The sequence below is a fragment of the Actinoplanes lobatus genome (genome assembly GCF_014205215.1).
Taxonomy (GTDB): Bacteria; Actinomycetota; Actinomycetes; order Mycobacteriales; family Micromonosporaceae; genus Actinoplanes; species Actinoplanes lobatus.
In genome coordinates this window covers 9,897,441-9,920,108 of record NZ_JACHNC010000001.1, presented here as the reverse complement: position 1 = coordinate 9,920,108, position 22,668 = coordinate 9,897,441, and the positions used below count along the sequence as shown (strand labels likewise).

The window sequence follows — 22,668 nt, the reverse complement described above, 5'->3', positions numbered from 1 at the left end:
CGGAAACAACTTTCGTCAGAACGGGTAGCCCGGGAGTTCGTCACGCACAGTCACCCAGCGAGTCTCGGTGAACGCCTCCACGTTCGCCGCCGCGCCACCGAACCGCGACCCGGTCCCGGACGCGGCCACCCCGCCGAACGGGCTGTTCGCCTCGTCGCTCACGGTCTGGTCGTTGATGTGCACGATGCCGGTCGGAATCCGGTCGGCCAGCGCCAGGCCGTGCATCACGTCCCGGGTGACGATGCCGAGGGACAGCCCGTACTCACTCGCGGTGGCGAGCCGGACCGCCTCGTCGGCGTCGGAGAACCGGATAACCGGAGCCACCGGCCCGAAGATCTCCTCCCGGAATGCGGGCGTGTCGCCGGAGACGTCGGCCAGCACCGTCGGCGCGTAGAACAGGTCCCGGTAGGTGCCGCCGGCCGCCACCCGGGCCCCGGCGCCCGCCGACCGGGTCACCACCCCGTGGATCTTGTCGCGCTGCCCGGCGTCGATGACCGGGCCGAGCACCACCTGCTCGCGGGCCGGGTCGCCGACCGGCAGGGTCGCCGCCTTGGCCGCCAGCCGCTCCACGAAGTCGTCGTACAGCCGCTCGTGCACCAGGTGCCGCCCGGTGGTCATGCAGATCTGGCCCTGATGGAACCAGGAGCCGAAGGACGCCGCCGCGACCGCCTTGTCGACGTCCGCGTCGTCCAGCACGATCAGCGCCGAGTTGCCGCCCAGCTCCAGGTGGGCCCGCTTCAGGTGCTCACCGGCCAGGGCGCCCACCCGGCGGCCGGCCGCGGTCGAGCCGGTGAACGAGATGACCCGCACGTTCGGGTCGGTGACCAGGGCCTCGCCGACGTCGGCGGCGCCCGGCAGCATCTGGAGCACCCCCGGCGGCAGCCCGGCCTCCTCGAAGATCCGGGCCAGCGTCACACCGCCGGTCACCGCGGTCCGCGGATCCGGCTTGAGCAGGACGGCGTTGCCGAGCGCCAGGGCCGGGGCGACCGACCGGATCGCCAGGATGATCGGCACGTTGAACGGCGCGATCACCGCCACCACCCCGGCCGGGACCCGCCGGGCCATCGACAGGCGCGGCTCCTCGCTGGGCAGCAGCTCGCCGTACGGGCGGGCGGGCAGCGACGCCGCCTCGTAGCACTCCTGCTCGGCGACGTGCAGCGCGAACCCGGCCATGGCGCCGATCGCACCCACCTCGCGGACGTTCCAGCCGGCGATCTCCTCACCGTGCTCGGTCCACAGTTGCGCGGCGCGGCGCAGCACGGCGGCGCGCTTCGTGTGCGGGGTGGCGGCCCAGGCGCGTTGGGCCTCGGCGGCGCTACCGGCGGCCTCGGTCACGTCCTCGGCGGTGGCCCGCCCGATCCGGCCGAGCACCGTGCCGGTGGCGGGTTCGGTCACGTCGTACGCGCCGCCCCGCCCCGGCCGCCACTCGCCGCCGATGAAGATGTTGCCGGTCCAGAGCTTGTCGTCGAGAAACATGGGGGTCCCTCCAGGGCTGCACGGGTGCGCCGACGGTATGCCCGTGTTTCCGGCAGATCAACGGACCGTTCCACCCATCCGAACGCGGATTCGGAAAGTGGAACACCGGATCATCGGTAGCCGAGACGGGTGGAGATCTCGGCGGCGGTGTGCCGCAGCGGGCGTTCCAGCCGGGCCACCACGGTGTCCGCGGTGGTCGCCCACACCGTCAGGTGCACCGCGATGTTGATCGCCGCGACGACCCGGCCGGTCCGGTCCCGCACCGGCGCCGCCACCGAGCGCAACCCGGCCGCCAGCTCCTCGTCGTTGACCGCCACCCCGGTCTGCCGGATCTTCGCGAGCGCCGCCGTCAGCTGCTCCCGGTTGGTCAGCGTCTTCGGGCCGCGGCGGGCGAAATCGGTCCGGTCCAGCAGCGCCCGCAGCACGGCCGGCTCCTGGTGGGCGAGCAGCACCTTGCCCATCGACGTGCAGTACGCCGGCAGCCGCGACCCCACGTGCAGGTTCAGCGAGATGGCGAACGCGCTGGTGGCCCGGCCGCTGCGGCGCCGCTCCACATAGACCACGTCCGGCCCGTCCAGCACCGCCATGCTCACCGTGTACCCGGTCTCGTCGGCGAGGCTCTGCAGGCAGGGCGCGGCCACCCGGTTGATCTCCAGCGAGTTGAGCGCCGCGAAGCCCAGGTCGACCACCTTCGGCCCGAGCGAGTACTTCTTCGTCTCCGGGTCCTGTTGCAGGTAGCCGAGCCGGGCCAGGGTCGCCACGTACCGGTAGGTGGTGCTCTTGTTCAGCGTCACGGCACGGGAGATGTCGGCGATCCCCAGCACCGGCCGGGTCTCGCTGAACGAGGACAGGATCATCAGACCGCGTTCCAGGGACTGGGAGAACGCGGCCCCGCTACCGGCTTCATCGTCGATGGGCATGGCGCAGCCTAACCTCGCTGTTCGAACTGTTGAAACGCTGTGTTGACCGCTGGTGTGACCCGCCTTACCTTTCCGCCACCACTTCTCGCGGGAGGTCACCGTGGAAACGCCCCCGTCCTCATTCGGTACATTCACCCGCCGCCGGCTGCTTCAGGGAATCGGGCTCGGCACCGCCGGCCTCGCCCTCGGAGCCTGCAAGGGCGCCGAGCAGTCCGGCGGTTCGGACACTTTGAAGATCGGTTTCGTCAGCCCCCGGACCGGGCCGGCCGCCAGTTTCGGCGAGCCCGACTCGTACGTCCTCGAACTGGCCCGCAAGAAACTCGCCGAAGGCCTCACCATCGGCGGCACGAAATACGAGGTCGTGGTCGTCGACAAGGACAGCCAGTCCAACCCGCAGCGCTCCGCCCAGGTCGCCAACGACCTGATCAACTCGGACGGCGTCGACCTGATGCTCACCACCTCCACCCCGGAGACGGTCAACCCGGTCTCCGACGCGTGCGAGGCGGCCGGCGTCCCCTGCATCTCCACCGTCGTGCCGTGGCAGGCCTGGTACTTCGGCCGCGGCGCCAAACCCGACCAGACCGACGCCTACAAGTACACGTTCCACTTCTGCTTCGGCGTCGAGCAGTTCCACAGTGCCTACACCCACCTGTGGCCGCAGGTGGAGACCAACAAGAAGGTCGCCGTCATGTGGCCGAACGACAGCGACGGCAACGCCATCCGCGCCTCGCTCGGCCCGATGCTGGAGAAGTCCGGCTACACGATCGTCGACCCGGGCGCCTACACCAACGGCAGCAACGACTATTCCGCCCAGATCGCCAAGTTCAAGGCCGAGGGCTGCGAGATCTTCTCCACGTTCCCGATCCCGTCGGACTTCGCGACGTTCTGGCGTCAGGCCGCCCAGCAGGGCTTCCGGCCGAAGATCGCGCAGGCCGCCAAGACCGGGCTGTTCCCGTCCCAGGTGGAGGCGCTCGGCGACATCGGCGTCGGGGTGGCCAGCGCCGCCTACTGGACACCGACCTACGGTTACACCTCGTCGCTCACCGGCGTCAGCTCGCAGGCCCTGGGCGACGGTTACCAGCAGGCAGCAGGCAAGCAGTGGACCCAGCAGCTCGGGCCCAGCCTCGCCCTGTTCGACGTGGCGGCCGCCGCGCTGACCGCCGCCGGCACACCCCGGGACCGCGACGCGGTCGCCGCCGCCATCGCGAAGCTGGAGGTGGAGACCCCGGTCGGCAAGCTCAAGTGGGGCACCGGACCGAACAAGAACGTCGTCTCCACCCCGATCCTCGGCGGCCAGTGGGTGCCCGGCACCGGCGCCTACCCGCTGGACTTCGTGCTCTGCGAGAACTCCTCCGACCCCAACGTCCCGGTCGCCGGCCAGCTCAAGCAGTTCGGAACCCTCGCGTGACGGTGTTCCCTGGCGACACCGTGCTCCACGGCGAACACCTGCACAAACGGTACGGCCGGCTGCACGTGCTCGACGATGTCGGCTTCACCGCCGCCGACGGTGAGGCGATCGGCATCGTCGGGCCGAACGGGGCCGGCAAGACCACCCTGCTCAACGTGCTCGCCGGATCGGTCACCCCGGACTCCGGCACGGTACGGCTCGACGGCGCCGACGTCACCCGCTCCGGCCCGCAGATCCGCTGCCGCCGGGGCGTGGGCCGGGCACACCAGATCCCGCGCCCCTTCGGTGGCATGACCGTCCTGGAGAACGTCCTGGTCGGCGCCACCTACGGGGCCGGGCTGCGGCACCGGGAGGCACACCGGCACAGCATCGAGGTGCTGCGCCGCTGCGAACTGCTCGACCTTGCGAACCGGCGGGCCGACACACTCGGCCTGCTGCACCGCAAACGGCTCGAGATGGCCCGCGCGGTCGCCACCCGGCCGCGGGTGCTGCTGCTCGACGAGATCGGCGCCGGCCTCACCGACGCCGAGGCCGCCGAACTGGTCACCACCATCCGCGAGCTGAACGCCGGTGGCGTCACGGTGGTCTGGATCGAGCACATCGTGCACGTCCTGCTCCAGGTCGTGAACCGGCTCATCTGCATGGACGCGGGCCGGGTGATCGCCGACGGGGAGCCGTCGGCGGTGCTCAGCGACGCCGTCGTGGTCGACGCCTACCTCGGAAAGGCACGATCATGACCCTCCTGTCGCTCCAGTCGGTCACGGCACGCCACGGGCTGCTCACCGCCGTACCGGAAATGTCCCTGGAAATCGCGGAGGGTGAGACGCTCGCCCTGGTCGGGGCGAACGGCGCCGGAAAATCAACCCTCCTGCGTACGATCGCCGGCGCGCACCCGGCCGCCGCTGGCCGCATCCTGCTCGACGGCACGGACATCACCACCCGGCCGGCACACGAGCGGGTCGCTCTCGGCCTGGCCCTGGTGCCCGAGGGGCGGCGGCTGTTCCCCGGCATGACGGTGGCCGAGAACCTGGCCGTCGCCGCCCGGCGGGCCCGCACGGGTCCCTGGAACCTGACCCGCGTCTACGACACGTTCACCGTGCTCGCCGAACTGCGGGACCGGCGGGCGTCGGAGCTCTCCGGCGGCCAGCAGCAGCTCACCGCCATCGCCCGGGCGCTGCTCACCAACCCGCGGCTGCTGCTCATCGACGAGGTGTCGCTCGGGCTGTCCCCGGTCGCCGTCGACGCCGTCTACGAGACCCTCACCACCCTGGACGGGAGACCCACGCTGGTGCTTGTCGAACAGGACCTGTCCCGGGCGCTGGACGTGGCCGGGCGGGTGATCTGCCTGCTGGAGGGCCGGATCGCGCTGTCCGCCGCGACCGGCGACGTCACCCGCGAGCAGGTCACCGAAGCCTACTTCGGCTTGCGCGGCCGCAAGGCGGCGACATGAGCGAGCTTGCGAGCGAATCATCGGGCTCGGTTCTGAAGTCATGGCGACGCCGGAGCGCAGCGGAGGTGGCGACATGACCTGGGCCAACGCCGTTCTGCAAGGGATCTTCCTCGGCGGCTTGTACGCGCTGTTCGCCTGCGGCCTGTCGCTGATGTTCGGCGTCATGCGGATCATCAACCTGGCGCACGGCGACCTGGCCGTCCTCGGCGCCTTCGTGGTCTGGTGGGCGGCCACCTCGCTCGGGGCGCCCCCGGCCCTCGCCCTGATCGGGGCGCTGCCGCTGGCCCTCGCGCTCGGCTACCTGTTGCAGGTCACGGTGCTCACCCGCAGCCTGCGCGGCGGGGAGCTCACCCCACTGCTCACCACGTTCGGCCTGGCCATCGTGATCCAGAACGCGCTGCTGCTGATCTTCTCCCCGGACGTGCGGTCGCTCGCCACCGTCACCGGGTCGCTGTCCACCGGCAGCTGGCGGATCGGCGGCGTGACCGTGCCGTACCTCGGTCTGCTGATTCTGATCATCGCGACCGGGGTGCTCGGCGGGCTGCAACTGGTGCTGGAACGCACCGGGTTCGGCCGGGAGATGCGGGCCGCCGCCCAGGACCCGGACACCGCGGCGCTGGTCGGGGTGCCGGCCACCGCCGTCTACGCCCGGGCCACCGCGATCGCCGTGGCCACCGCCACCCTGGCCGGCACCTTCCTGGCCATCCACTCCACCATCGACCCGGCCAGCGGCCCCACCCAGCTGATCTTCGCGTTCGAGGCGGTGGTGATCGGCGGGCTCGGCTCGCTGCGCGGCACCCTGATCGGCGGCCTCGTGCTGGGTGTGGCGCAGACCATCGGCGCCCAGATCGACCCGCAGTACTCGATCCTCGCCGGCCACCTGGTCTTCCTGATCGTCCTGCTCGTCCGATTCAGCCCGGGAAGGCTGGTGCCCACCACATGACCGCCCTGGCCTACCGGATCGACCGGAGCAGCCGCGCCTCACGGATCGGGTCGTCCGTACTCATCGCTCTGGGGTTGATCCTCGCGACCGTGCCGCAGTTCTTCGTGGCGACCGTCGTGCAGCAGCTCACCAGCCTGTTCATCTTCGTCATCCTGGCGGTGATGTGGAACGCGCTGGCCGGCTACGGCGGGCTGGTGTCGGTCGGGCAGCAGGCGTTCATCGGGTTCGGCGCCTACGGGACCGTGTTCCTGGCCCAGCGCGACGTGCCGCCGTACCTCGCGGTGCTGATCGCCGCCGGCGCCTCGGCGGTCCTCGCCGCCGTCCTCGCGCCGCTCGTGCTGCGGCTGCGCGGCGGGCCGTTCGCGGTCGGCACCTGGGTGGTCGCCGAGACACTGGCCCTGCTCGTCGTCCTCGACCACAGCCTCGGCGGCGGGACCGGGGTGTCGCTGCGCGGGCTCAACGTGTTCCGCCCGGACGAGCGGCGCGCGTACACGTACTGGCTGGCCCTGGCCTTCCTGGTGCTCCTGCTCGGGGCGGTGTTCGTGCTGCTGCGCAGCCGCACCGGGGCCGGGTTGCAGGCGATCCGCGACGACGAGGAGGCGGCCGCGTCCCTCGGCGTGCGGGTGTGGCCCATGAAGGCCGGGCTCTACGTGCTCGCCGGGTTCGGCGGCGGCGCGGCCGGGGCGCTGATCCTCGCCAACACCCTGTTCATCGAACCGCGCTCGATCTTCGGGGTGCAGTGGACCGCGTACATGCTGTTCATGGTGCTCGTCGGCGGGATCGGCACGTTCGAGGGGCCACTGCTCGGCGCGCTGCTCTTCTTCGGGGTGCAGTACTTCTTCGCCGACTACGACGCCTGGTACCTGATCGGGCTCGGGCTCACCGCCGGAGCGTTCGCGCTGTTCCTGCCACGCGGGTTGTGGAGTCTCGTCCCGGTGCGGCTGCTGCCCGTCGGATACCATCTGCGACGCGATGGACCAGGTTTCGATAGGCCCAGGTGAACAGGTGTTTCTCGAGGGCGTGCGGCATCACATCGGCGGGAGCTGGGTGGATGCGGCGAACGGGCGGACGTACGACAAGCTGAACCCGTGGACGGGCCGTGTCTTCGCCCGGGTCGCCGCCGGTGACGCCGACGACGCGCGGGCCGCCCTCGACGCCGCCGGCAAGGCGTTCCCGGCCTGGGCGGAGAGCCTGCCGATCGAGCGCCAGCGGATCCTGCTGCGGGCCGCCGACGCGCTCGACCGGCGGCGCGACGAGGTGCGCGGGCTGCTCGCCGCCGAGACCGGCTGCGGGGTGCACTTCGCCGGGGTCCAGCTCGACTTCTGCGTCAATCTGCTGCGGCAGGCGGCCGGGCTGGCGTACGCGCCGGCCGGCCAGATCCTGCCCTCGGACCTGGCCGGCACCCGGGCCCTGGCCATGCGCCGCCCGGTCGGCGTGGTCGCCGCGATCGCCCCGTGGAACGCGTCGCTCGTCCTGGCCGGCCGGGCCGTCGTCGCGCCGATCGCCACCGGCAACACCGTCGTGCTGAAACCCTCCGAGGAGGCGCCGCTCACCGGCGGCGCCCTCTGGGCCGAACTGCTCGCCGACGCCGGCCTGCCCGACGGCGTCCTCAACGTGGTCACCCACGCCCCCGGCGAGGCCGGCGCCGTCGCCGAGACCCTGATCGCCGACCCGCGGGTCCGGCGGATCAGCTTCACCGGCTCCACCGTCACCGGGCGGCGGATCGCCGAGACCGCCGGCCGCCACCTGAAACGGGCCGTCCTCCAGCTCGGCGGCCACAACCCGCTGCTCGTGCTCGGCGACGCCGACGTCGACCAGGCCGTCGACGCGGCCGTCTACGGGGCGTTCGTGCACAGCGGCCAGACCTGCATGTGCGCCCGCCGGCTCATCGTCGACCGGTCGATCGCCCCCGACTTCACCGCCCGGTTCGTGGCCCGCGCCGCGCAACTGCCGGTCGGCGACCCGTCCGACCCGGCCACCGTCGTCGGGCCGGTCATCAACGAATGGGCGCTGTCGCTGCTCGAACGCCGGGTCCGGGAAGCCGTCGACCTGGGGGCGCGGCTGCTCACCGGCGGGGTGCCCAGCGGGCGTTGCTTCCCGCCGACCGTCCTGACCGGCGTGCCGCCCGAGGCGGAACTGGCCTTCGACGAGACGTTCGGGCCGGTCGTCCTGCTCGAGGAGGCCGACGACGCCGAGGACGCGCTGCGCCGGGCCAACGCCTCCGACTTCGGGCTCACCGCCGGCGTGATCACCGGCGACCCGTACCGGGGCCTCGACCTGGCCCGCCGCCTCCGGGCCGGGATCGTGCACGTCAACGACCAACCGGTCAACGACGAACCCCAGATGCCCTTCGGCGGCGTCAAGGACTCGGGCGCCGGCCGCTTCGGCATCGGGTTCGCGGCCGAGGAGTTCACCGAGGTCCAGTGGGTGACCGCCCGCCAGGAGACCCGCCCCTACCCGTTCTGATCCAGGCCGTGGGCGGCGAGCGCCTTGTCGATCCGGGCGCGGTGGGCCCGTTCCCAGTCGTCGAGGGTCTCGGCCTCCTCCTTGGCCAGCTTCGCCCGGGCGGCGGCGAGCACCTCGTCGTGCCGGGCGGCCGGGACCACCACGACACCCTCCTCGTCGGCGACCACGATGTCGCCCGGTGCGACCTCGACGCCGCCGCAGCGGACCGGCTCCTGATGGGTGCCCGGTTCGGACTTGGTGCCGGGGATCGGGATGACGCCGCGGGCGAAGACCGGGAAGCCGATCTCCCGGACCTCGCCCAGGTCACGGATCAGGCCGTCCAGCACGAACGCCGCGACACCGCGCCGGTGCGCGACCGCGCACACGTTGCCGCCGGCGAGCGCGTAGTCCAGGTCGCCGGACTCGACGACGATCACCGAACCGGGCTCGGCACGGTAGATGGCGGCGTGCAGCATCAGGTTGTCGCCGGGCGGGCAGCGCACCGTGAACGCCGGCCCGGCGACCCGCGGCACCGGCGTCCACAGCGGCCGGATGCCGATGTCCATCACCCTGCTCCGGTCCAGCACGTCGGCGAGCGTGGTCGGCGGAATGCTCTCGAACCCGGTCATACGGTCCCTCCCCAGTCAGGCGATCTTCGCAGGGTAGTCAACCAGCCAGCCCGCGAGCCGGGCCGCGGCCTCCGCCGGGGTGGACGACGTCTCCCGCGCCGCGTCCAGGATCCGGGTGAGGGTGTCCCCGATCCCGCCGATCCGTGCCGCCACCCGGTCCGGCGCCTCACGGTGCAGCTCGGTGGCGATGGCGTGGATGATCCCGCCGGCGCTGACCACCACGTCCGGCGCCCACAGGATGCCCCGCTCGTGCAGCAGCGCGGCGGTGCCCGGCCGGTCGAGCTGGTTGTTGGCCGGCCCGGCGACCGCCGCGCAGCGCAGCTCCGGCACGGTCTCCGGGGTGAGGACGCCACCGAGCGCGGCCGGCACCAGCACGTCCACGTCGGCGGTGAGACAACCGTGCGGATCGGTCCAGGCCGCGCCGAAGGAGTCCGCCACGGCACGCCGGGACGGGTCCACATCGGACGCCACCACCCGCGCGCCGGCCTCGGCGAGCAGCCGCAGCACGTGCCCGCCGACCCGGCCCACACCCAGGACGGCGAAGCTGCGGCCCGCCAGGTCGTGTGATCCGAACCGGTCGGCGACGACGGCGCGCAGCGCGGCCACGACCCCGGCGGCGGTGCCGGGGGAGGAGTCGTAGCCGCGGCAGAACACGTACGGCGTACGCTCGCCGATGATCACCATGTCGTCCGGCCCGGTGCCCACGTCCGGCCCGGTCGCGTAGTCCCCGCCCAGGCTCTCGATCATGTCGGCCACGTCGTGCAGCACCGCCCGCCGGTCCGGCACCACCCCCGCGGGCAGCGCCACCACCGTCTTGCCGCCGCCGTTCGGCAGCCCGGCCAGCGCCGCCTTCGCGGTCATCGCGGCGGACAACCGCAGCGCGTCCTCGAGACCGTCGCGCCAGTCGTCGTAGACGGACAGCCGGCACCCGCCGATCGCCTGCCCCAGAGCCGTCGAATGGACCGCCACGATGACCGGGAACCCCGACCGTGGACCACGTTCCGCCACCACACGCACATGTTCGAGCGACATGCGTTGAAGCTAGGACGCCCATCGGCGGCGGAACGATCTCACCGAACGATGTTCGATGGATCAGGAAGAATGACGGCCGTGGACGACATTGATTCGGCGATCGTACGGGAACTCCAGGCGAACGCCCGGCAGACCAACCGCGACCTGGCCCGCGCGGTCGGCGTCGCACCGTCGACCTGCCTCGAACGGGTGCGGTTGCTGCGCGAGCGCGGCGTGATCACCGGCTTCCACGCCGAGGTGAGCCTCACCGCGCTCGGCCGCGAGGTCCAGGCGCTGCTGCACGTACAGGTCCGCCCGCTCAACCGGGAGGTGATCGAGGGCTTCAAGGCCTACGCGGCCGCGCTGCCCGAGGTGCTGTCGGTGTTCGTGCTGGCCGGCGGCGACGACTTCCTGGTACACGTCGCGGTGCCCAGCGTGGACGGTCTGCACGCCTTCCTGATGGACCGGTTCTCCGCCCGCCGGGAGATCGTCGGGTTCCGCAGCTCGGTGATCTACCAGCACCACCGCAACCGGATCATCGATCCGGGTCCCGCCGAAAATGCCAGATGATCAGTACGGGCATGTCGCCGGTCACCGCACGGCACACCTCGGGGGTGAGGCTGATCAGCGACCACGGCCACTGATCCCACGGCCCGGTCTCCAGGGCGTCCGGCAGCTCGGCCGGCGTGTCGAGCGGCACCGGCGGCGACATCCGCGGCTCGGCGCACGACACCACCCGCAGACCGGCCGGGACGGCGGCGCCGAGATAGTCCGACGCCCGGTGCCGGTGGTCGACCAGCAGCGCGGGCCGCTCACCGTCGATGCGCGCCCGGGGCACCGAGCCGATCGCGGCCAGCTCGTGCGAGACGTCCGAGACCACCAGATGCCCGCCCGGCCGCAGCACTCGGGCGAACTCGGCGAACACCGGGCCCAGATCGCGTACGTGGGTCAGCGCCAGCGAACACACCACGATGTCGGCGTGCGCGTCCGGGATCGGCAGCCGCTCCAGCGGCGCCTCGTGGAACTCACCGGACGGCACCCGCTCACGGGCCCGCGCCAGCATGTCGGCCGAACCGTCCACCCCGATCACCCGGTGCCCCTGCCCGGCCAGCCACTCGCTGTGCCGGCCGGTGCCGCAGGCCGCGTCCACCGCCGTCCCGGGAGGGAGCCCGCCGAGGATGCCGTGGACCGTCTCCTCCTCCGGCGGGAACAGCCCGTTGCCCGGCTCGTCGTAGGTCCGCGACCACACCCGGTACCCGTCGACGGCCGACACCCGCTCGACGGCCACCGGCTCGACGTCCAGCTCGGCCCGGTCGAGCAGGCGCCGCATCTCGGCCACCCGGGCCCGGCCGAACCCCGGATCGGACTCCTCGGTGAACGACCGCAGCAGCGCCGCACCCTGTAGGCCGAGCAGGTACTCCAACGCCCGCTGATGAATCATGGATCGATTCTCATCGCTCCCACGGCGGTGGCACACGCGAATATCCCATGCCCGCCGCCTCGGCCGCGGCCACGCCCATGTCGGTGTCCTCGAAGACCAGGCAGTCCGCCGGGTCCACACCGAGCAGCCGGGCGCCCAGCAGATAGCCCTCCGGGTCCGGTTTCGGGCGCGCGTAGTCCCCGGCGCACACCAGCACCTCGAACCGGTCCAGCAGGCCGAGCGCGGTCAGCGACGCGGTCACCGACTCGCGGGTGCTGCCGGACACCACCCCGAACGGGATCCGCCCGTACGACGCCTCGATGTGCTCCAGCACCCCGGGCACCGCCGCCACCCCGGGGAGCAGCTCCTGGAACAGCTCCTCACGCCGCGCCGCCACCTCGGCCACCGGCATGCGCAGGCCCTGCCGCTCGTTCAGGTCGGCGATGATGTCCACCACGAGCCGGCCGCCCCAGGCGTAGAACAGCTCCTCCGGGAACTCCGCACCCCACTCGCCGAGCGCCTTGCACCAGGCCCGGTAGTGCGCCGGCATCGAGTCGGTGATCGTCCCGTCGCAGTCGAACAGGTACGCCTTGAAGTCGCCGTCCGGCAGGGGTAGCAGCACCGGGGCAGGCTACCGGCCGGGGCCGCGCGACCGGCCGCCCACGTGGCAGGTTGGTGACATGGACTACCGCCGCACGTACCGCTCCGCCGCCATCGCCTTCGCCGACCTCGTCTCCCGCATCCCGCCCGGCCGGCTCGACACCCCCGGCCTCGGCGAGTGGACGCTGCGCGACCTGCTCGGCCACACCGTCAGCTCGGCGCTGCGCCAGGTGCCCACGGTCCTCGCCGACCGCGCCCCCACGCTGCTGGTGCCCGGCCCCGAGTTCTACTTCGCCCTGGTCCGGTCGGCCTCCGACGAGATGGTCGCGGCCGTCCGCAAGGCCTCCACCGACGACGCCCGGATCACCGGCGCCGCCCTCGGCGATCAGCCGGCCACCGCGGTCAGCGGCTACATCGGCCAGGCGACCGCCGCACTCGCCGGCGCCGGCGACGACGACGTCGTGGCCACCCCCGCCGGCGGCATGCGGGTCCGGGACTGGCTGCCCACCCGCACCTTCGAGTTGGTGGTGCACGGACGCGACGTGGCCACGGCCGCCGGCGTACCGATCGACCTGGACCCGGACGCCCTCGCCGAGACGGCCGCGCTCGCCGCCCGCGTCGCGGTCGCCCTCGGCGACGGCGAAACCGTGCTGGGCGCGCTCACCGGCCGCGACACCCTTCCGGCGGGTTACTCGATGATCTGATTTCCCGTACGCGCGGGAGCGGCCCCACCCACACGGCGGCCGTCCCGCCGTACCTCGCGACCTGCTGCCGGCCCGAGCCTGTGCCGCGCCCGCCGGGCTGACCTCGGTGGTCCATGCCAGAACAAGCCCCACCCTCTTCTGCACCGCCCAGACAGCCCACCCCAAGACCCAAGCCGATCGCGGCAGACACAAGCCGATCTCCAGCGACGGCGGCCCGGCCCGTACTCCCGACCGGCCCGTCCGCGGCCCACCCGCCGCCCGCCCCTCGGACTGGCCTGCCCCCAGACCGGCCCGTCCGCGGCCCACCCGCCGCCCGCCCCTCGGACTGGCCTGCCCCCAGACTGGCCCGCCCCCGGCTCGCCTGCCGCCCGTGTGCCTGCCGCCCGTGTGCCTGCCGCCCGTGTGCCTGCCCCGGCTTGCCCGTCCCCGGCTTGCCCGCCGCCCGCCCTCGCTCGCTGGCCCCCAGTCGCTGACTTGTGCGGATCCTGTGGCGGTTCGGTGAAGACAGCCCCGATCATCTCTGGGCGGTGGTTCGATCGCGGCCATGCTGACGTCGCTGAGAAACGTGGCCTACGCGCTCTACACCCGGCGCCTGCGCGCCCAACTCGACCCGGCGAACCTGCCCCGGCATCTGGCCATGGTGATGGACGGCAACCGCCGGTGGGCGCGCCAGATGGGCTTCGACGACCCGAGGATCGGCCACCGATACGGCGCCGAGCACCTCGACGAGGTGCTCGGCTGGTGTACCGAGACCGGCATCCGGCACGTCACCGTCTTCGTGGCATCGGTCGACAACGTCCGCAAACGCGACGCGGGCGAGGTCGGCAACCTGATGCTGATGATCGAGCAGGTGGTCGCCGAGCGGCTGGCCCGCCCGGCCAGCCCGTGGCGGGTACACCTGGCCGGCCGCCTCGACGTCCTGCCGGACACCACCCGGCACGCCCTCAAACTGGCCGAGGCCGCCACCCGGGACACCGCCGCGGAATTCCACCTGAACATCGCGATCGGCTACGACGGCCGCGAGGAGATCGTCAACGCGTTCCGGTCACTGCTGGAGGAGGACTCCCGAGCCGGGTACGGCATCGACGACATAGCCCAGCGCCTGACCGCCGACCGCATCTCGGCCCACCTGTACACCGGCGGCCAGCCCGACCCCGACCTGGTGATCCGCACCAGCGGCGAACGCCGGCTCTCAGGCTTCCTGGTGTGGCAGGCCGCCTACTCGGAACTCCACTTCTGCGACGTCTACTGGCCCGGCTTCCGCAAGGTCGACTTCCTCCGCGCGCTCCGCTCCTACGCCGCCCGCAACCGCCGCTTCGGCGCTTGATCTCGCCCCGCGCTTGATCCCGCCCCGCGCTTGATCTCGCCCCGCGCTTGATCCCGCCCCGCGCCTGATCCCGCCCCGCGCTTGGCTCGCGCTCGGCCTGTGGTCGGTCCGCGCCTGGCTCGCGTTTGGTCCGCGCCCAGCCCATGGTCGGCCGGAGCCCGGCCCGCCCTGGCTCACGGGCGGTCGGAGCCTGATCCGGGCCCGCGCCTGCCCCCAGGCCCCGCGCCTAGCCAGCGCTCGGCCGCGCTCGGCCCGCAGGCGACCACACTCCGCTACGCATGCCGCGACCGTGCTGCGAGCCGGCCGGAACCGCTGTCTTCGCTGCATGCTCGCGCTGTTCGCGCTGCCGGCCCGGCCACTCTGCTGCGGCTCCGCCGGGCCGGGAGGGAGTCTCGCGGCGCAGCAGGGACGTCGCGGTCCAAGTAGGCGCTTATCGCACGACCGGCCGATCTACGGTCGACTGTTTCGCCCGTTTGTGCGGCGGTGGCGGAGAGGCGCGATTTACACCCGAGGCGCTTCAAGTTTGTCGTACGTATGTTCGAGAATCGGCGGCATGACCACCGGATCGCTGAACGCCGAAGCCACCCACCCCGGGACGGCTCCGACGGAGACCGCTTCCCGGGCGCTCGTCGGCCTGGCGGGCGACTGCGCTGCCCTGCGTCTGACGCCGTTGTCCCAGCCGGAGTTGCTCGAGTTTCTCGACGACGTGCACACCGCCCAGCAGTTGTTGCAGGCAGCCGTGCTGCACGCCGTCCAGGAGGCTGGCCGGCGCAGCATCCCCGCCGACCAGGGCGCCCCATCGGCCCGGGCCTGGCTGCGTGGCGTGCTCCGGATCAGCCCAGGCGCCGCCGGCCGGTTGCTCGCCCAAGCCGAGATGGTCGACCGCAATCCCGAACTCGACGCGGCCGTCGCCGACGGCCGGGTAAATGCCGAACAACTCGCCGCGATCACCATGGCGCTCACCGAATTGCCCGATGACCTGAGCCCGCAGATCCGTGGCGAAGCAGCGGCCACACTGGCCGGCTGGGCGCCCCACCTCGACCCCATCGGGCTGCGGACCGCCGGTCGCCGGATTCTGCATCATGTCGCCCCCGACATCGCCGAAGCCGTGGAAGGCCGATGGCTGCACCGGCAGGAGCGTGAGGCCCACGCGCATCGCCACGTAACGCTCAGCCCGCTCGGCGACGGCCGCGTCCGCCTGCGCGGCATCCTGGACAGCGAGGCCGCCGCCATCGTCTCCGCGGCCCTGGACCCGCTGTGCAAACCGGACAGCGTCACGGGCTCCTCGACTACCGGTTCCGGAGTCACCGGTTCCGGAGTCACCGGTTTGGCAGACACCGCTGGTTCCGCTGGTACCGGCTCCACTGCTGGTTCTGCTGGCACCGGCTCCACCGTTGGCTCGGCTGGCTCCGTTGGCTCGGCTGGCTCCGTTGGCTCCGTTGGCTCCGCTGGCTCCGCTGGCTCCGGCTCTGCCGCTCATCCTGCGAGCACCGGTTTCGCTGGTGGTCTTGTCGCCGCCGAACTCGTCTCCACCGGTGAGGCCCGCACGCCGGGCCAGCGCCGTGCGGATGCCCTGGTCGAGGTGTGCCGGCTGGTTCTGTCCGGGGGAGCGCTACCGGGCAACGGCGGCGACCGTCCGCAGATCGCGATCACCGTCGAGTACGACGTCCTTCGACGGCAACTGCGCTCCGGCACGCTCGACTCCGGTGAACCCGTTTCCGCCGCCACCGTGCGACGCCTCGCCTGCGACGCCCGGGTCCTACCGCTGATCCTCGACGGTGAAGGCCAGATCCTCGACGCCGGTCGCACTCGCCGCACCGCCACCGGCACGCTCCGGCAAGCTATCAACGTCCGCGATGCGGGCTGCACCTTCCCCGGCTGCGACCGCCCCGCTCGCTGGTGCGACGCCCACCACATCGTCAGCTGGGCAGACGGCGGGCCAACCGACATCGCCAACCTGACTCTTCTCTGCGGCCACCACCATCGCCTTATCCATGACGAGGCCGGCTGGCAGATCCGCGTCGCCTCGGACGGCCGCCCGGAGTTCTTGCCTCCGAGCTGGCTGGACCAAGATCGCCGCCCCCGCCGCAACCAGTACCACCGGCGAACGTGATCTCGGTTCTGCCGCAACGGCTCGACTCGGGCGGGGCCAGATCCGGGTCCGCCGTGGCGGCCTCTGCTGCCGTGCCCGGGTCCGAGTCCGTCGCCGCGCCTTTGTTCGGGCACGGGCCTTGGTGGTGGCGCGGGCTTGCGGGGGGTGCGGGCTCTGTTGGAGCACGGACCCTGGTGGTGGCGCGGGCTTTGCGGGGGCGTGGGCGCTGGTGGTGGCGCGGGCGATGGTGCTGGCCGGGGTTCTGCTGGGGTGGGGCACTGCCGGCGGCGAGGCCTCTGCTGATGGCATGGCTTCTGCTGATGGCATGGCTTCTGCTGATGGCATGGCTTCTGCTGATGGCGCGGCCTCTGCCGATGGCGCGCCTCTGCTGTCGCCCGTCCCCGCGGGGCGTGGTCAAGAGGGCGCGGCGGACTGCCGGACGGCCTGTTCGAGGATGTCGCGGAAGGCGCGGGCCGCCGGTGATGCCGAACCGGCCAGGCGCTGGGCGGTGAAGATGGTGCGCCGCGGAGCGCCGTCCAGTTCCAGCAGGCGCGCCGGGGTGCTCCGGCCCGCCCAGATGAGGTCCGGGATGAGGGCGACCGCGTTTCCGGACTCGACGAGCCGCATGTGTGCCTGGAGGTCGGCGGTCTCGTAGCGCACGTCCGGTTCGAAGCCGGCCAGGCGGCACACCTGTTCGGCGAAGTGGCGGGAGGCGGCGCCGCGCGGCTCCATCACCCACGGCATGTGCCGGGCCGTGATCAGGGAGTCGACCGGGTGCAGCGATTCGGGCACCGGGGGTAGGGCCAGCCGGATCGCGTCGGTGGTCAGGTTCCGGCGGTCCAGGCCGGGATGGTGCGGGGCGGCGTGCGCCGGGTATTGCTCGGCGATGACCATGTCGAAGTCGCGGGCCCAGGTCTCGCGCAGCGCCTCCTCGGGTTCGCGCTGGGTCATCTCCACCCGGACGTCGGGGTGTAGTGATGCCATGGCCCGCAGCGTGGCCGGCATGAAGGCGAGCGCCGCCGACTGGAAGACGGCGACCCGGACCCGGCCGGTGACCCGGGTGGCCGCGGCCTGGAGGCGGGCCTCGGCACGTTCCAGGGTGTCCAGCACCTCCCCGACCGACGCGACCAGCACCTCGGCCTGGGGGGTGAGCTGCACCCGGCGGCCGGCCTTGCGCAGCAGCTGCATACCGGTCTCCTTTTCCAGCTGGCTGAGCTGCTGTGACACGGCGGACGGGGTGAAGTTCAGCGCGTCGGCGACGGCCGCGATGGTGCCGCGGATGGCCAGTTCGCGGAGCAGGACGAGGCGGCGAATCTCCAGCATGAGCAAAAACGTTAGCTCAACTTAAGAACATCGCTCATAAAGCATCGCTTTTCCTAACCGTAAATGGGCATACAGACTGTGGCGGAAAGCGGAAGGAGCATCCCGATGTCTGAGATCGCCGAAGAGACGATCGCCCTTGTCCGGCGCTGGCTGCGCGAGGCCGCGGACGTCCCGGTCGGCGGTTCGGCCGCGCAGCTCGCCGGCGTGCTGCGCGACCCGAAGGGCCTGGCCTTCACCGTCGGCTTCGTCGACGGCGTCGTCCGCCCCGAGGACCTGCGGGTCAGCGCCCGCGCGCTGTCCGCCCTGGCCAAGGACGTGCCCGGCTTCCTCCCGGCGCACCTGCGCCTGGCCGTGAAGACCGGCGGCGCGCTGGCCCCGGTGATGCCCGGGGTGGTCGTCCCGATCGCCCGCCGCGCCCTGCGCCACATGGTCGGCCACCTCATCGTCGACGCCACCGACGCCCGCCTCGGCAAGGCGATCAAGCGGATCCGCGGGCGCAACGTCCGGCTCAACGTGAACCTGCTCGGCGAGGCCGTCCTGGGCCGTGGCGAGGCGTCGCAGCGGTTGAAGAACACCGAGCGCCTGCTGGCCCGCCCCGACGTCGACTACGTGTCGATCAAGGTGTCGTCGACGGTCGCCCCGCACAACCCGTGGGCCTTCGACGAGGCGGTCGCCGACATCGTCGAGCAGCTCACCCCGCTTTTCACACTGGCCGCGAAGACCGGCAAGTTCGTCAACCTGGACATGGAGGAGTACAAGGACCTCGACCTCACGATCGCGGTCTTCACCCGTCTCCTGGACCGGCCTGATCTGCTCGGGCTGGAGGCCGGCATCGTGCTCCAGGCCTACCTGCCGGACGCGCTGAGCGCCATGATCCGCCTCCAGGAGTGGTCGGCGGCGCGCCGCGAGCGCGGGGGAGCGGGCATCAAGGTCCGCCTGGTCAAGGGCGCCAACCTGCCGATGGAGCGGGTCGAGGCGGAACTGCACGGCTGGCCGGTCGCGACCTGCGACAGCAAGCAGGCCACCGACACCAACTACAAGCGTGTCCTCGGCTATGCGCTGCACCCGGACCGGATCCGCAACGTCCGCCTCGGGGTGGCCGGGCACAACCTGTTCGATGTCGCGTACGCCTGGATCCTGGCCGGTGAGCGTGGCGTGCGCGACGGCATCGAGTTCGAGATGCTGCTCGGCATGGCCGAAGGCCAGGCCGAGGCGGTCCGGCGCGAGGTCGGCGGTCTGCTGCTCTACACCCCGGTGGTACGCCCGGAGCAGTTCGACGTGGCCATCGCCTACCTGATCCGCCGGCTGGAGGAGGGCGCCAGCGCCGACAACTTCATGTCCGCGGTCTTCGAGCTGCACTCCGACTCGGCCCTGTTCGCCCGGGAGCGGGACCGCTTCCTGGCGTCTCTCGACGACCTCGCCGACAACGACCCCGCCGACAACGACCTCGACGGCAAGGTGCCGGCGCCGCACCGGGTCACCGACCGGTACGCGGCCGTGCCCCGTTCCGAGCCCGGACTGTTCGTCAACACCCCGGACACCGACCCCGCCGTGGCCGTGCACCGTGATCGTGCCCGGGCGATCCTCGGCCGGGTCGAGCGCTCCACGCTGGGCCTGGACCTGCCCCGGATCACCGACCGCGAGCACCTGGACGAGGCGCTGGAGAAGGCCGCCGCCGCGCACTGGGGCGCCATCGACCGCCGCGCCGTCCTGCACGCCGTCGGCGTCGCCCTGGAGGAGCACCGGGACACCCTGCTCGAGGTGATGGCGGCCGAGGCCGGCAAGACCATCGACCAGGCCGACCCGGAGGTGTCCGAGGCGGTCGACTTCGCCCACTACTACGCCGAGCTGTCGGCCGAACTGGACGGCACCGACGGCGCCACCCCGGTCCCGGCCCGGCTCACCCTGGTCACGCCGCCGTGGAACTTCCCGGTCGCGATCCCGGCCGGCTCGGTGCTGGCCGCCCTGGCCGCCGGTTCCTCGGTCGTCCTCAAGCCGGCCGGACCGGCCGAGCGCTGCGGCACCGTGCTCGCCGGCATCCTGCGGGACGCACTCTCCTCGGCGGGCGCCGACCCGAACCTGGTCACCCTGCTCCAGGTCGACGAGGGCGCGCTGGGCCGGGAGCTGATCGCCCACCCGCTCGTCGACCGGGTGATCCTGACCGGCGCGTACGAGACCGCCGAACTGTTCCGCTCGTTCCGCGCCGACCTGCCGCTGCTCGCCGAGACCAGTGGCAAGAACGCGATCATCGTGACCCCGAGCGCCGACCTGGACCTGGCCGTGAAGGACGTCGTGTCGTCGGCGTTCGGTCACGCCGGGCAGAAGTGCTCGGCCGCGTCCCTGGTGGTGCTGGTCGGCAGCGTGGCGAAATCGCAGCGGTTCCGTACCCAGCTGCTCGACGCGGTCTCCTCACTGGACGTCGGCTACCCGTCCGACCCGCGTACCCAGGTCGGCCCGCTGGTCGAGCCGGCCGCCGGCAAACTGCTCGACGGGCTCACCACGCTCGGCGCCGGCGAGCGCTGGCTGCTCGAGCCCCGCAAGCTCGACGACTCCGGGAAGCTGTGGAGCCCCGGCGTCCGGGACGGGGTGCGCCGCGGGTCGGCCTACCACCGCACCGAGTACTTCGGCCCGATCCTCGGCATCATGACCGCGGACACCCTGGACGAGGCGATCGACCTGGTCAACGAGGTCGACTTCGGTCTCACCTCGGGCCTGCACTCGCTCGACGAGACCGAGGTCCGCACCTGGCTGGACCGGGTCCAGGCCGGCAACCTGTACGTCAACCGCGGCATCACCGGCGCCATCGTCCGGCGGCAGCCGTTCGGCGGCTGGAAGCGCTCGGCGGTCGGCCCCGGCACCAAGGCCGGCGGTCCGAACTACCTGACCGGGCTCACCGGCTGGGCGCCCCGCCCGGCGTCCGCGACGGCCGAGGTCACCCATCCCGGCGTACGGGTCCTGCTCGCCGACGCGCGCGCCCTGCTCACCGCCGAGCAGGTCGCCTCGGTGGAACGGGCCGCCCGCAGCGACGCCGCCTTCGACTTCCGTACGCCCACGGACGTCTCCGGCCTCCAGGCGGAACGCAACGTGTTCCGCTACCTGCCCACTCCGGTCACCGTCCGGTTCGCGGCCGGCGCCCCGCTCGCCGACCTGGTCCGGGTACTGGCCGCCGGCCTGCTCACCGGCGCCGACGTGCACGTCTCCACCGCGGAGCCGCTGCCGGACGCGCTGGCCGCGCGGTGCCGTTCGATCACCGTCGAGGACGACGCGGCCTTCGCCGCGGGACTCTCCGCGGGACGGGTCCGGCTGATCGGCGGCGACGGTGCGGCGCTGGCCGCGGCCACCGGCGGGCGGCCCGACCTGGCGGTCTGGTCCGGTCCGGTGACCGAGGCCGGGCGGGTGGAGCTGCTGCCCTTCCTGCGCGAGCAGGCGGTCAGCGTGACGGCCCACCGCTTCGGAAATCCGCTCACCCTCGCTGCCGACGTCCTCTAGCAGACCCTTTCCCGGTACGCCCTCCGCGTTCTTCCTCTTCTTCCGCGCGGAGGGCGTACCCCCGGTTTTTTACGGGCAGGGCAGTTTTTACGGGCAGGGCAGGTTCGCGTACGCCGCGCGTACCCCCTCGGTGAAACGGCAGCCGAAGGACGCGGCAGCGACCGTGCGCCGGTCCAGGATCGCGTCACCCGCCGGGCGGTGGCCCCGCTCGACCCAGGTGACCAGGTCGTCGAAGCCGCGGCGTTGTTCGGCCTGGGTGAAGCCGCAGTGCGCCACGTCCCGGACGGCGCGGGAGACGAAGAGGCGGGAGCGGCCGTTCGCGGCGGCCTCGCGGGCGTACTCCTGCTCCATCGAGAACGGCACGAACAGGTCGCCGATGCCGTGCAGCGACAGCACCGGGATCGACGGCCGGCCGGCGATGCGCGGCACTCCGGTCGTCGCGGTCCGGCCGACCCGCAGCACCTCCGCGTTGAGGCGCTTCTCCTCCGGTGTGAGCCGCCTTCCGTCGGTGGAGCGGTAGAGGGTCCGCCGGTTGTCGGTCAGATTGCCCTCCGCCATCCCGGCCGTGCCGCCGTTCAGGCCCGGGTAGAGGCTGAACAGGAACGGCAGCCCGCCCTGGGTGGCCGCGTTCCAGTAGGCGAGCGCCGCCGGGAAGCCGGGCCGTTCGCCGCCACTGCGCCGTTCCACCACATCGGACCAGGTGGCCCCGGCGGCCGTGCCGGTGAGCGCTGCGCGGATCCGGCCGACCTGTCCCGCGAAACGGGCCGGATATCCGGCGTCCGGGTGCAGCGGGAACTCGATCGGCACACCCGCGAGGGCCGCCGCCGTGACGTTCGCGTCCAGGAAGTAGTCGAACAACTCGACGTCGCCGAGCACCCCGCACATCGGCATGGCCCCGGCGAAGGTACGTGGGTACCGCTCGATCGCCACGCCGGTGACGTGCCCGCCCATCGACACACCGGTGATGTAGACCTTCCCCGGCCGTTTCCCGGTGAGCTCCCGGAACAGGCCGACCAGCGCGTACGTGTCCGAGACGCCCTGCGCCACGTCGTAGCCGTTGGTCGCGTAGCTGGACGCCGCCCACGCGAACCCACGGTCGACGTAGTGCTGCCGCAGGTCCGGATCGGACACGTAGACGGTCGTCCCGGTGCCCCGGTAGCCGTGCGCGTAGACCACCAGCCGGCCGTTCCACCGGTTCGGAACCTCGATCCGGTACGCCGCGCCGTCTTTGATCCCGGTGTGCGTACGGGCGCCGGGCAGCGCGGTGAACGGGGTGCCGTCCAGTCCACAGTCCGGGTCGGCGACCAGATAGCCGGGCTTCGTGTCGCTCGGCACGGGCGCGGTGCAGGGTTCGGGCGCGGCCGTGGCCGGCGCACCGGTGAGGATGCCGGCGAACAGCGCGGCGACGACTACGGCACGGCGGACGATCAT

General features: G+C 72.4%; 19 protein-coding genes. 11 read left to right on the top strand and 8 right to left on the bottom strand.

Going from position 1 to position 22,668, the window contains the following annotated elements:
• Positions 1–15 precede the first annotated feature (15 nt).
• Both BJ964_RS45030 and BJ964_RS45025 read right to left on the bottom strand, forming a co-directional pair.
• Entirely contained in the window at positions 16–1,476 is a 1,461-nt protein-coding gene (locus BJ964_RS45030; protein ID WP_188126380.1) for an aldehyde dehydrogenase family protein, read from the bottom strand.
• Positions 1,477–1,586: 110 nt separating this feature from the next.
• Positions 1,587–2,396 (bottom strand): IclR family transcriptional regulator, encoded by an 810-nt coding sequence (locus BJ964_RS45025; RefSeq protein WP_188126379.1) that lies wholly within the window; start codon positions 2,394–2,396, stop codon positions 1,587–1,589.
• A 100-nt stretch (positions 2,397–2,496) separates the two neighbouring features.
• Here BJ964_RS45025 and BJ964_RS45020 point away from each other — a divergent pair, with 100 nt between their 5' ends.
• The 6 genes from BJ964_RS45020 to BJ964_RS44995 all read left to right on the top strand — a co-directional run bounded on the left by BJ964_RS45020 (position 2,497) and on the right by BJ964_RS44995 (position 8,663).
• Entirely contained in the window at positions 2,497–3,804 is a 1,308-nt protein-coding gene (locus BJ964_RS45020; protein WP_188126378.1) for an ABC transporter substrate-binding protein, read from the top strand.
• A complete protein-coding gene (locus BJ964_RS45015; RefSeq protein ID WP_188126377.1) occupies positions 3,801–4,541 on the top strand; it encodes an ABC transporter ATP-binding protein in 741 nt (246 codons plus the stop codon). The genes BJ964_RS45020 and BJ964_RS45015 overlap by 4 nt, the downstream gene beginning before the upstream one ends.
• Positions 4,538–5,254 carry an ABC transporter ATP-binding protein gene (locus tag BJ964_RS45010; RefSeq protein WP_188126376.1) on the top strand — a complete coding sequence of 239 codons (717 nt, stop codon included), beginning with the start codon at positions 4,538–4,540 and terminating at the stop codon, positions 5,252–5,254. The genes BJ964_RS45015 and BJ964_RS45010 overlap by 4 nt, the downstream gene beginning before the upstream one ends.
• A 73-nt stretch (positions 5,255–5,327) precedes the next feature.
• The gene (locus BJ964_RS45005) at positions 5,328–6,197 is read left to right on the top strand and encodes a branched-chain amino acid ABC transporter permease (protein WP_188126375.1); all 870 of its coding nucleotides are present in this window, start codon (positions 5,328–5,330) and stop codon (positions 6,195–6,197) included.
• Positions 6,194–7,198 carry a branched-chain amino acid ABC transporter permease gene (locus tag BJ964_RS45000; protein WP_188126374.1) on the top strand — a complete coding sequence of 335 codons (1,005 nt, stop codon included), beginning with the start codon at positions 6,194–6,196 and terminating at the stop codon, positions 7,196–7,198. The genes BJ964_RS45005 and BJ964_RS45000 overlap by 4 nt, the downstream gene beginning before the upstream one ends.
• 4 nt (positions 7,199–7,202) lie before the next feature.
• Positions 7,203–8,663, top strand: coding sequence for an aldehyde dehydrogenase family protein (locus tag BJ964_RS44995; protein WP_229807425.1), 1,461 nt, complete (start codon positions 7,203–7,205; stop codon positions 8,661–8,663).
• Here BJ964_RS44995 and BJ964_RS44990 read toward each other — a convergent pair.
• Both BJ964_RS44990 and BJ964_RS44985 read right to left on the bottom strand, forming a co-directional pair.
• On the bottom strand, positions 8,651–9,271 hold the full coding sequence (locus tag BJ964_RS44990) for an RraA family protein (RefSeq protein ID WP_188126372.1): 621 nt from the start codon (positions 9,269–9,271) through the stop codon (positions 8,651–8,653). The genes BJ964_RS44995 and BJ964_RS44990 overlap by 13 nt on opposite strands.
• Before the next feature lie 15 nt (positions 9,272–9,286).
• Positions 9,287–10,303 (bottom strand): Glu/Leu/Phe/Val dehydrogenase dimerization domain-containing protein, encoded by a 1,017-nt coding sequence (locus tag BJ964_RS44985; RefSeq protein WP_188126371.1) that lies wholly within the window; start codon positions 10,301–10,303, stop codon positions 9,287–9,289.
• A gap of 69 nt (positions 10,304–10,372) precedes the next feature.
• On the opposite strand from BJ964_RS44985, the gene BJ964_RS44980 reads away from it, so the two are divergent.
• A complete protein-coding gene (locus BJ964_RS44980; RefSeq protein ID WP_203832808.1) occupies positions 10,373–10,852 on the top strand; it encodes an Lrp/AsnC family transcriptional regulator in 480 nt (159 codons plus the stop codon).
• Here BJ964_RS44980 and BJ964_RS44975 read toward each other — a convergent pair.
• Positions 10,818–11,723, bottom strand: coding sequence for a class I SAM-dependent methyltransferase (locus BJ964_RS44975; protein WP_188126369.1), 906 nt, complete (start codon positions 11,721–11,723; stop codon positions 10,818–10,820). The genes BJ964_RS44980 and BJ964_RS44975 overlap by 35 nt on opposite strands.
• A gap of 10 nt (positions 11,724–11,733) precedes the next feature.
• The gene (locus BJ964_RS44970; protein ID WP_188126368.1) at positions 11,734–12,324 is read right to left on the bottom strand and encodes an HAD family hydrolase; all 591 of its coding nucleotides are present in this window, start codon (positions 12,322–12,324) and stop codon (positions 11,734–11,736) included.
• Positions 12,325–12,382: 58 nt separating this feature from the next.
• On the opposite strand from BJ964_RS44970, the gene BJ964_RS44965 reads away from it, so the two are divergent.
• From BJ964_RS44965 to BJ964_RS44955, 3 genes are all read left to right on the top strand, one after another.
• Complete coding sequence (locus BJ964_RS44965) at positions 12,383–13,006, top strand: maleylpyruvate isomerase N-terminal domain-containing protein (protein WP_188126367.1); 624 nt, start codon at positions 12,383–12,385, stop codon at positions 13,004–13,006.
• Between the two features lie 544 nt (positions 13,007–13,550).
• Positions 13,551–14,333 (top strand): polyprenyl diphosphate synthase, encoded by a 783-nt coding sequence (gene uppS / locus BJ964_RS44960; RefSeq protein ID WP_188126366.1) that lies wholly within the window; start codon positions 13,551–13,553, stop codon positions 14,331–14,333.
• Between the two features lie 553 nt (positions 14,334–14,886).
• Positions 14,887–16,446 (top strand): HNH endonuclease signature motif containing protein, encoded by a 1,560-nt coding sequence (locus BJ964_RS44955; RefSeq protein WP_188126365.1) that lies wholly within the window; start codon positions 14,887–14,889, stop codon positions 16,444–16,446.
• Positions 16,447–16,839: 393 nt separating this feature from the next.
• On the opposite strand, the gene BJ964_RS44950 is transcribed toward BJ964_RS44955, so the two are convergent.
• Complete coding sequence (locus tag BJ964_RS44950) at positions 16,840–17,748, bottom strand: LysR family transcriptional regulator (RefSeq protein WP_188126364.1); 909 nt, start codon at positions 17,746–17,748, stop codon at positions 16,840–16,842.
• A gap of 105 nt (positions 17,749–17,853) precedes the next feature.
• Here BJ964_RS44950 and BJ964_RS44945 point away from each other — a divergent pair, with 105 nt between their 5' ends.
• A complete protein-coding gene (locus tag BJ964_RS44945; protein ID WP_188126363.1) occupies positions 17,854–21,237 on the top strand; it encodes a proline dehydrogenase family protein in 3,384 nt (1,127 codons plus the stop codon).
• An 87-nt stretch (positions 21,238–21,324) separates the two neighbouring features.
• Here BJ964_RS44945 and BJ964_RS44940 read toward each other — a convergent pair whose 3' ends face one another.
• Complete coding sequence (locus BJ964_RS44940; protein ID WP_188126362.1) at positions 21,325–22,668, bottom strand: phthalyl amidase; 1,344 nt, start codon at positions 22,666–22,668, stop codon at positions 21,325–21,327.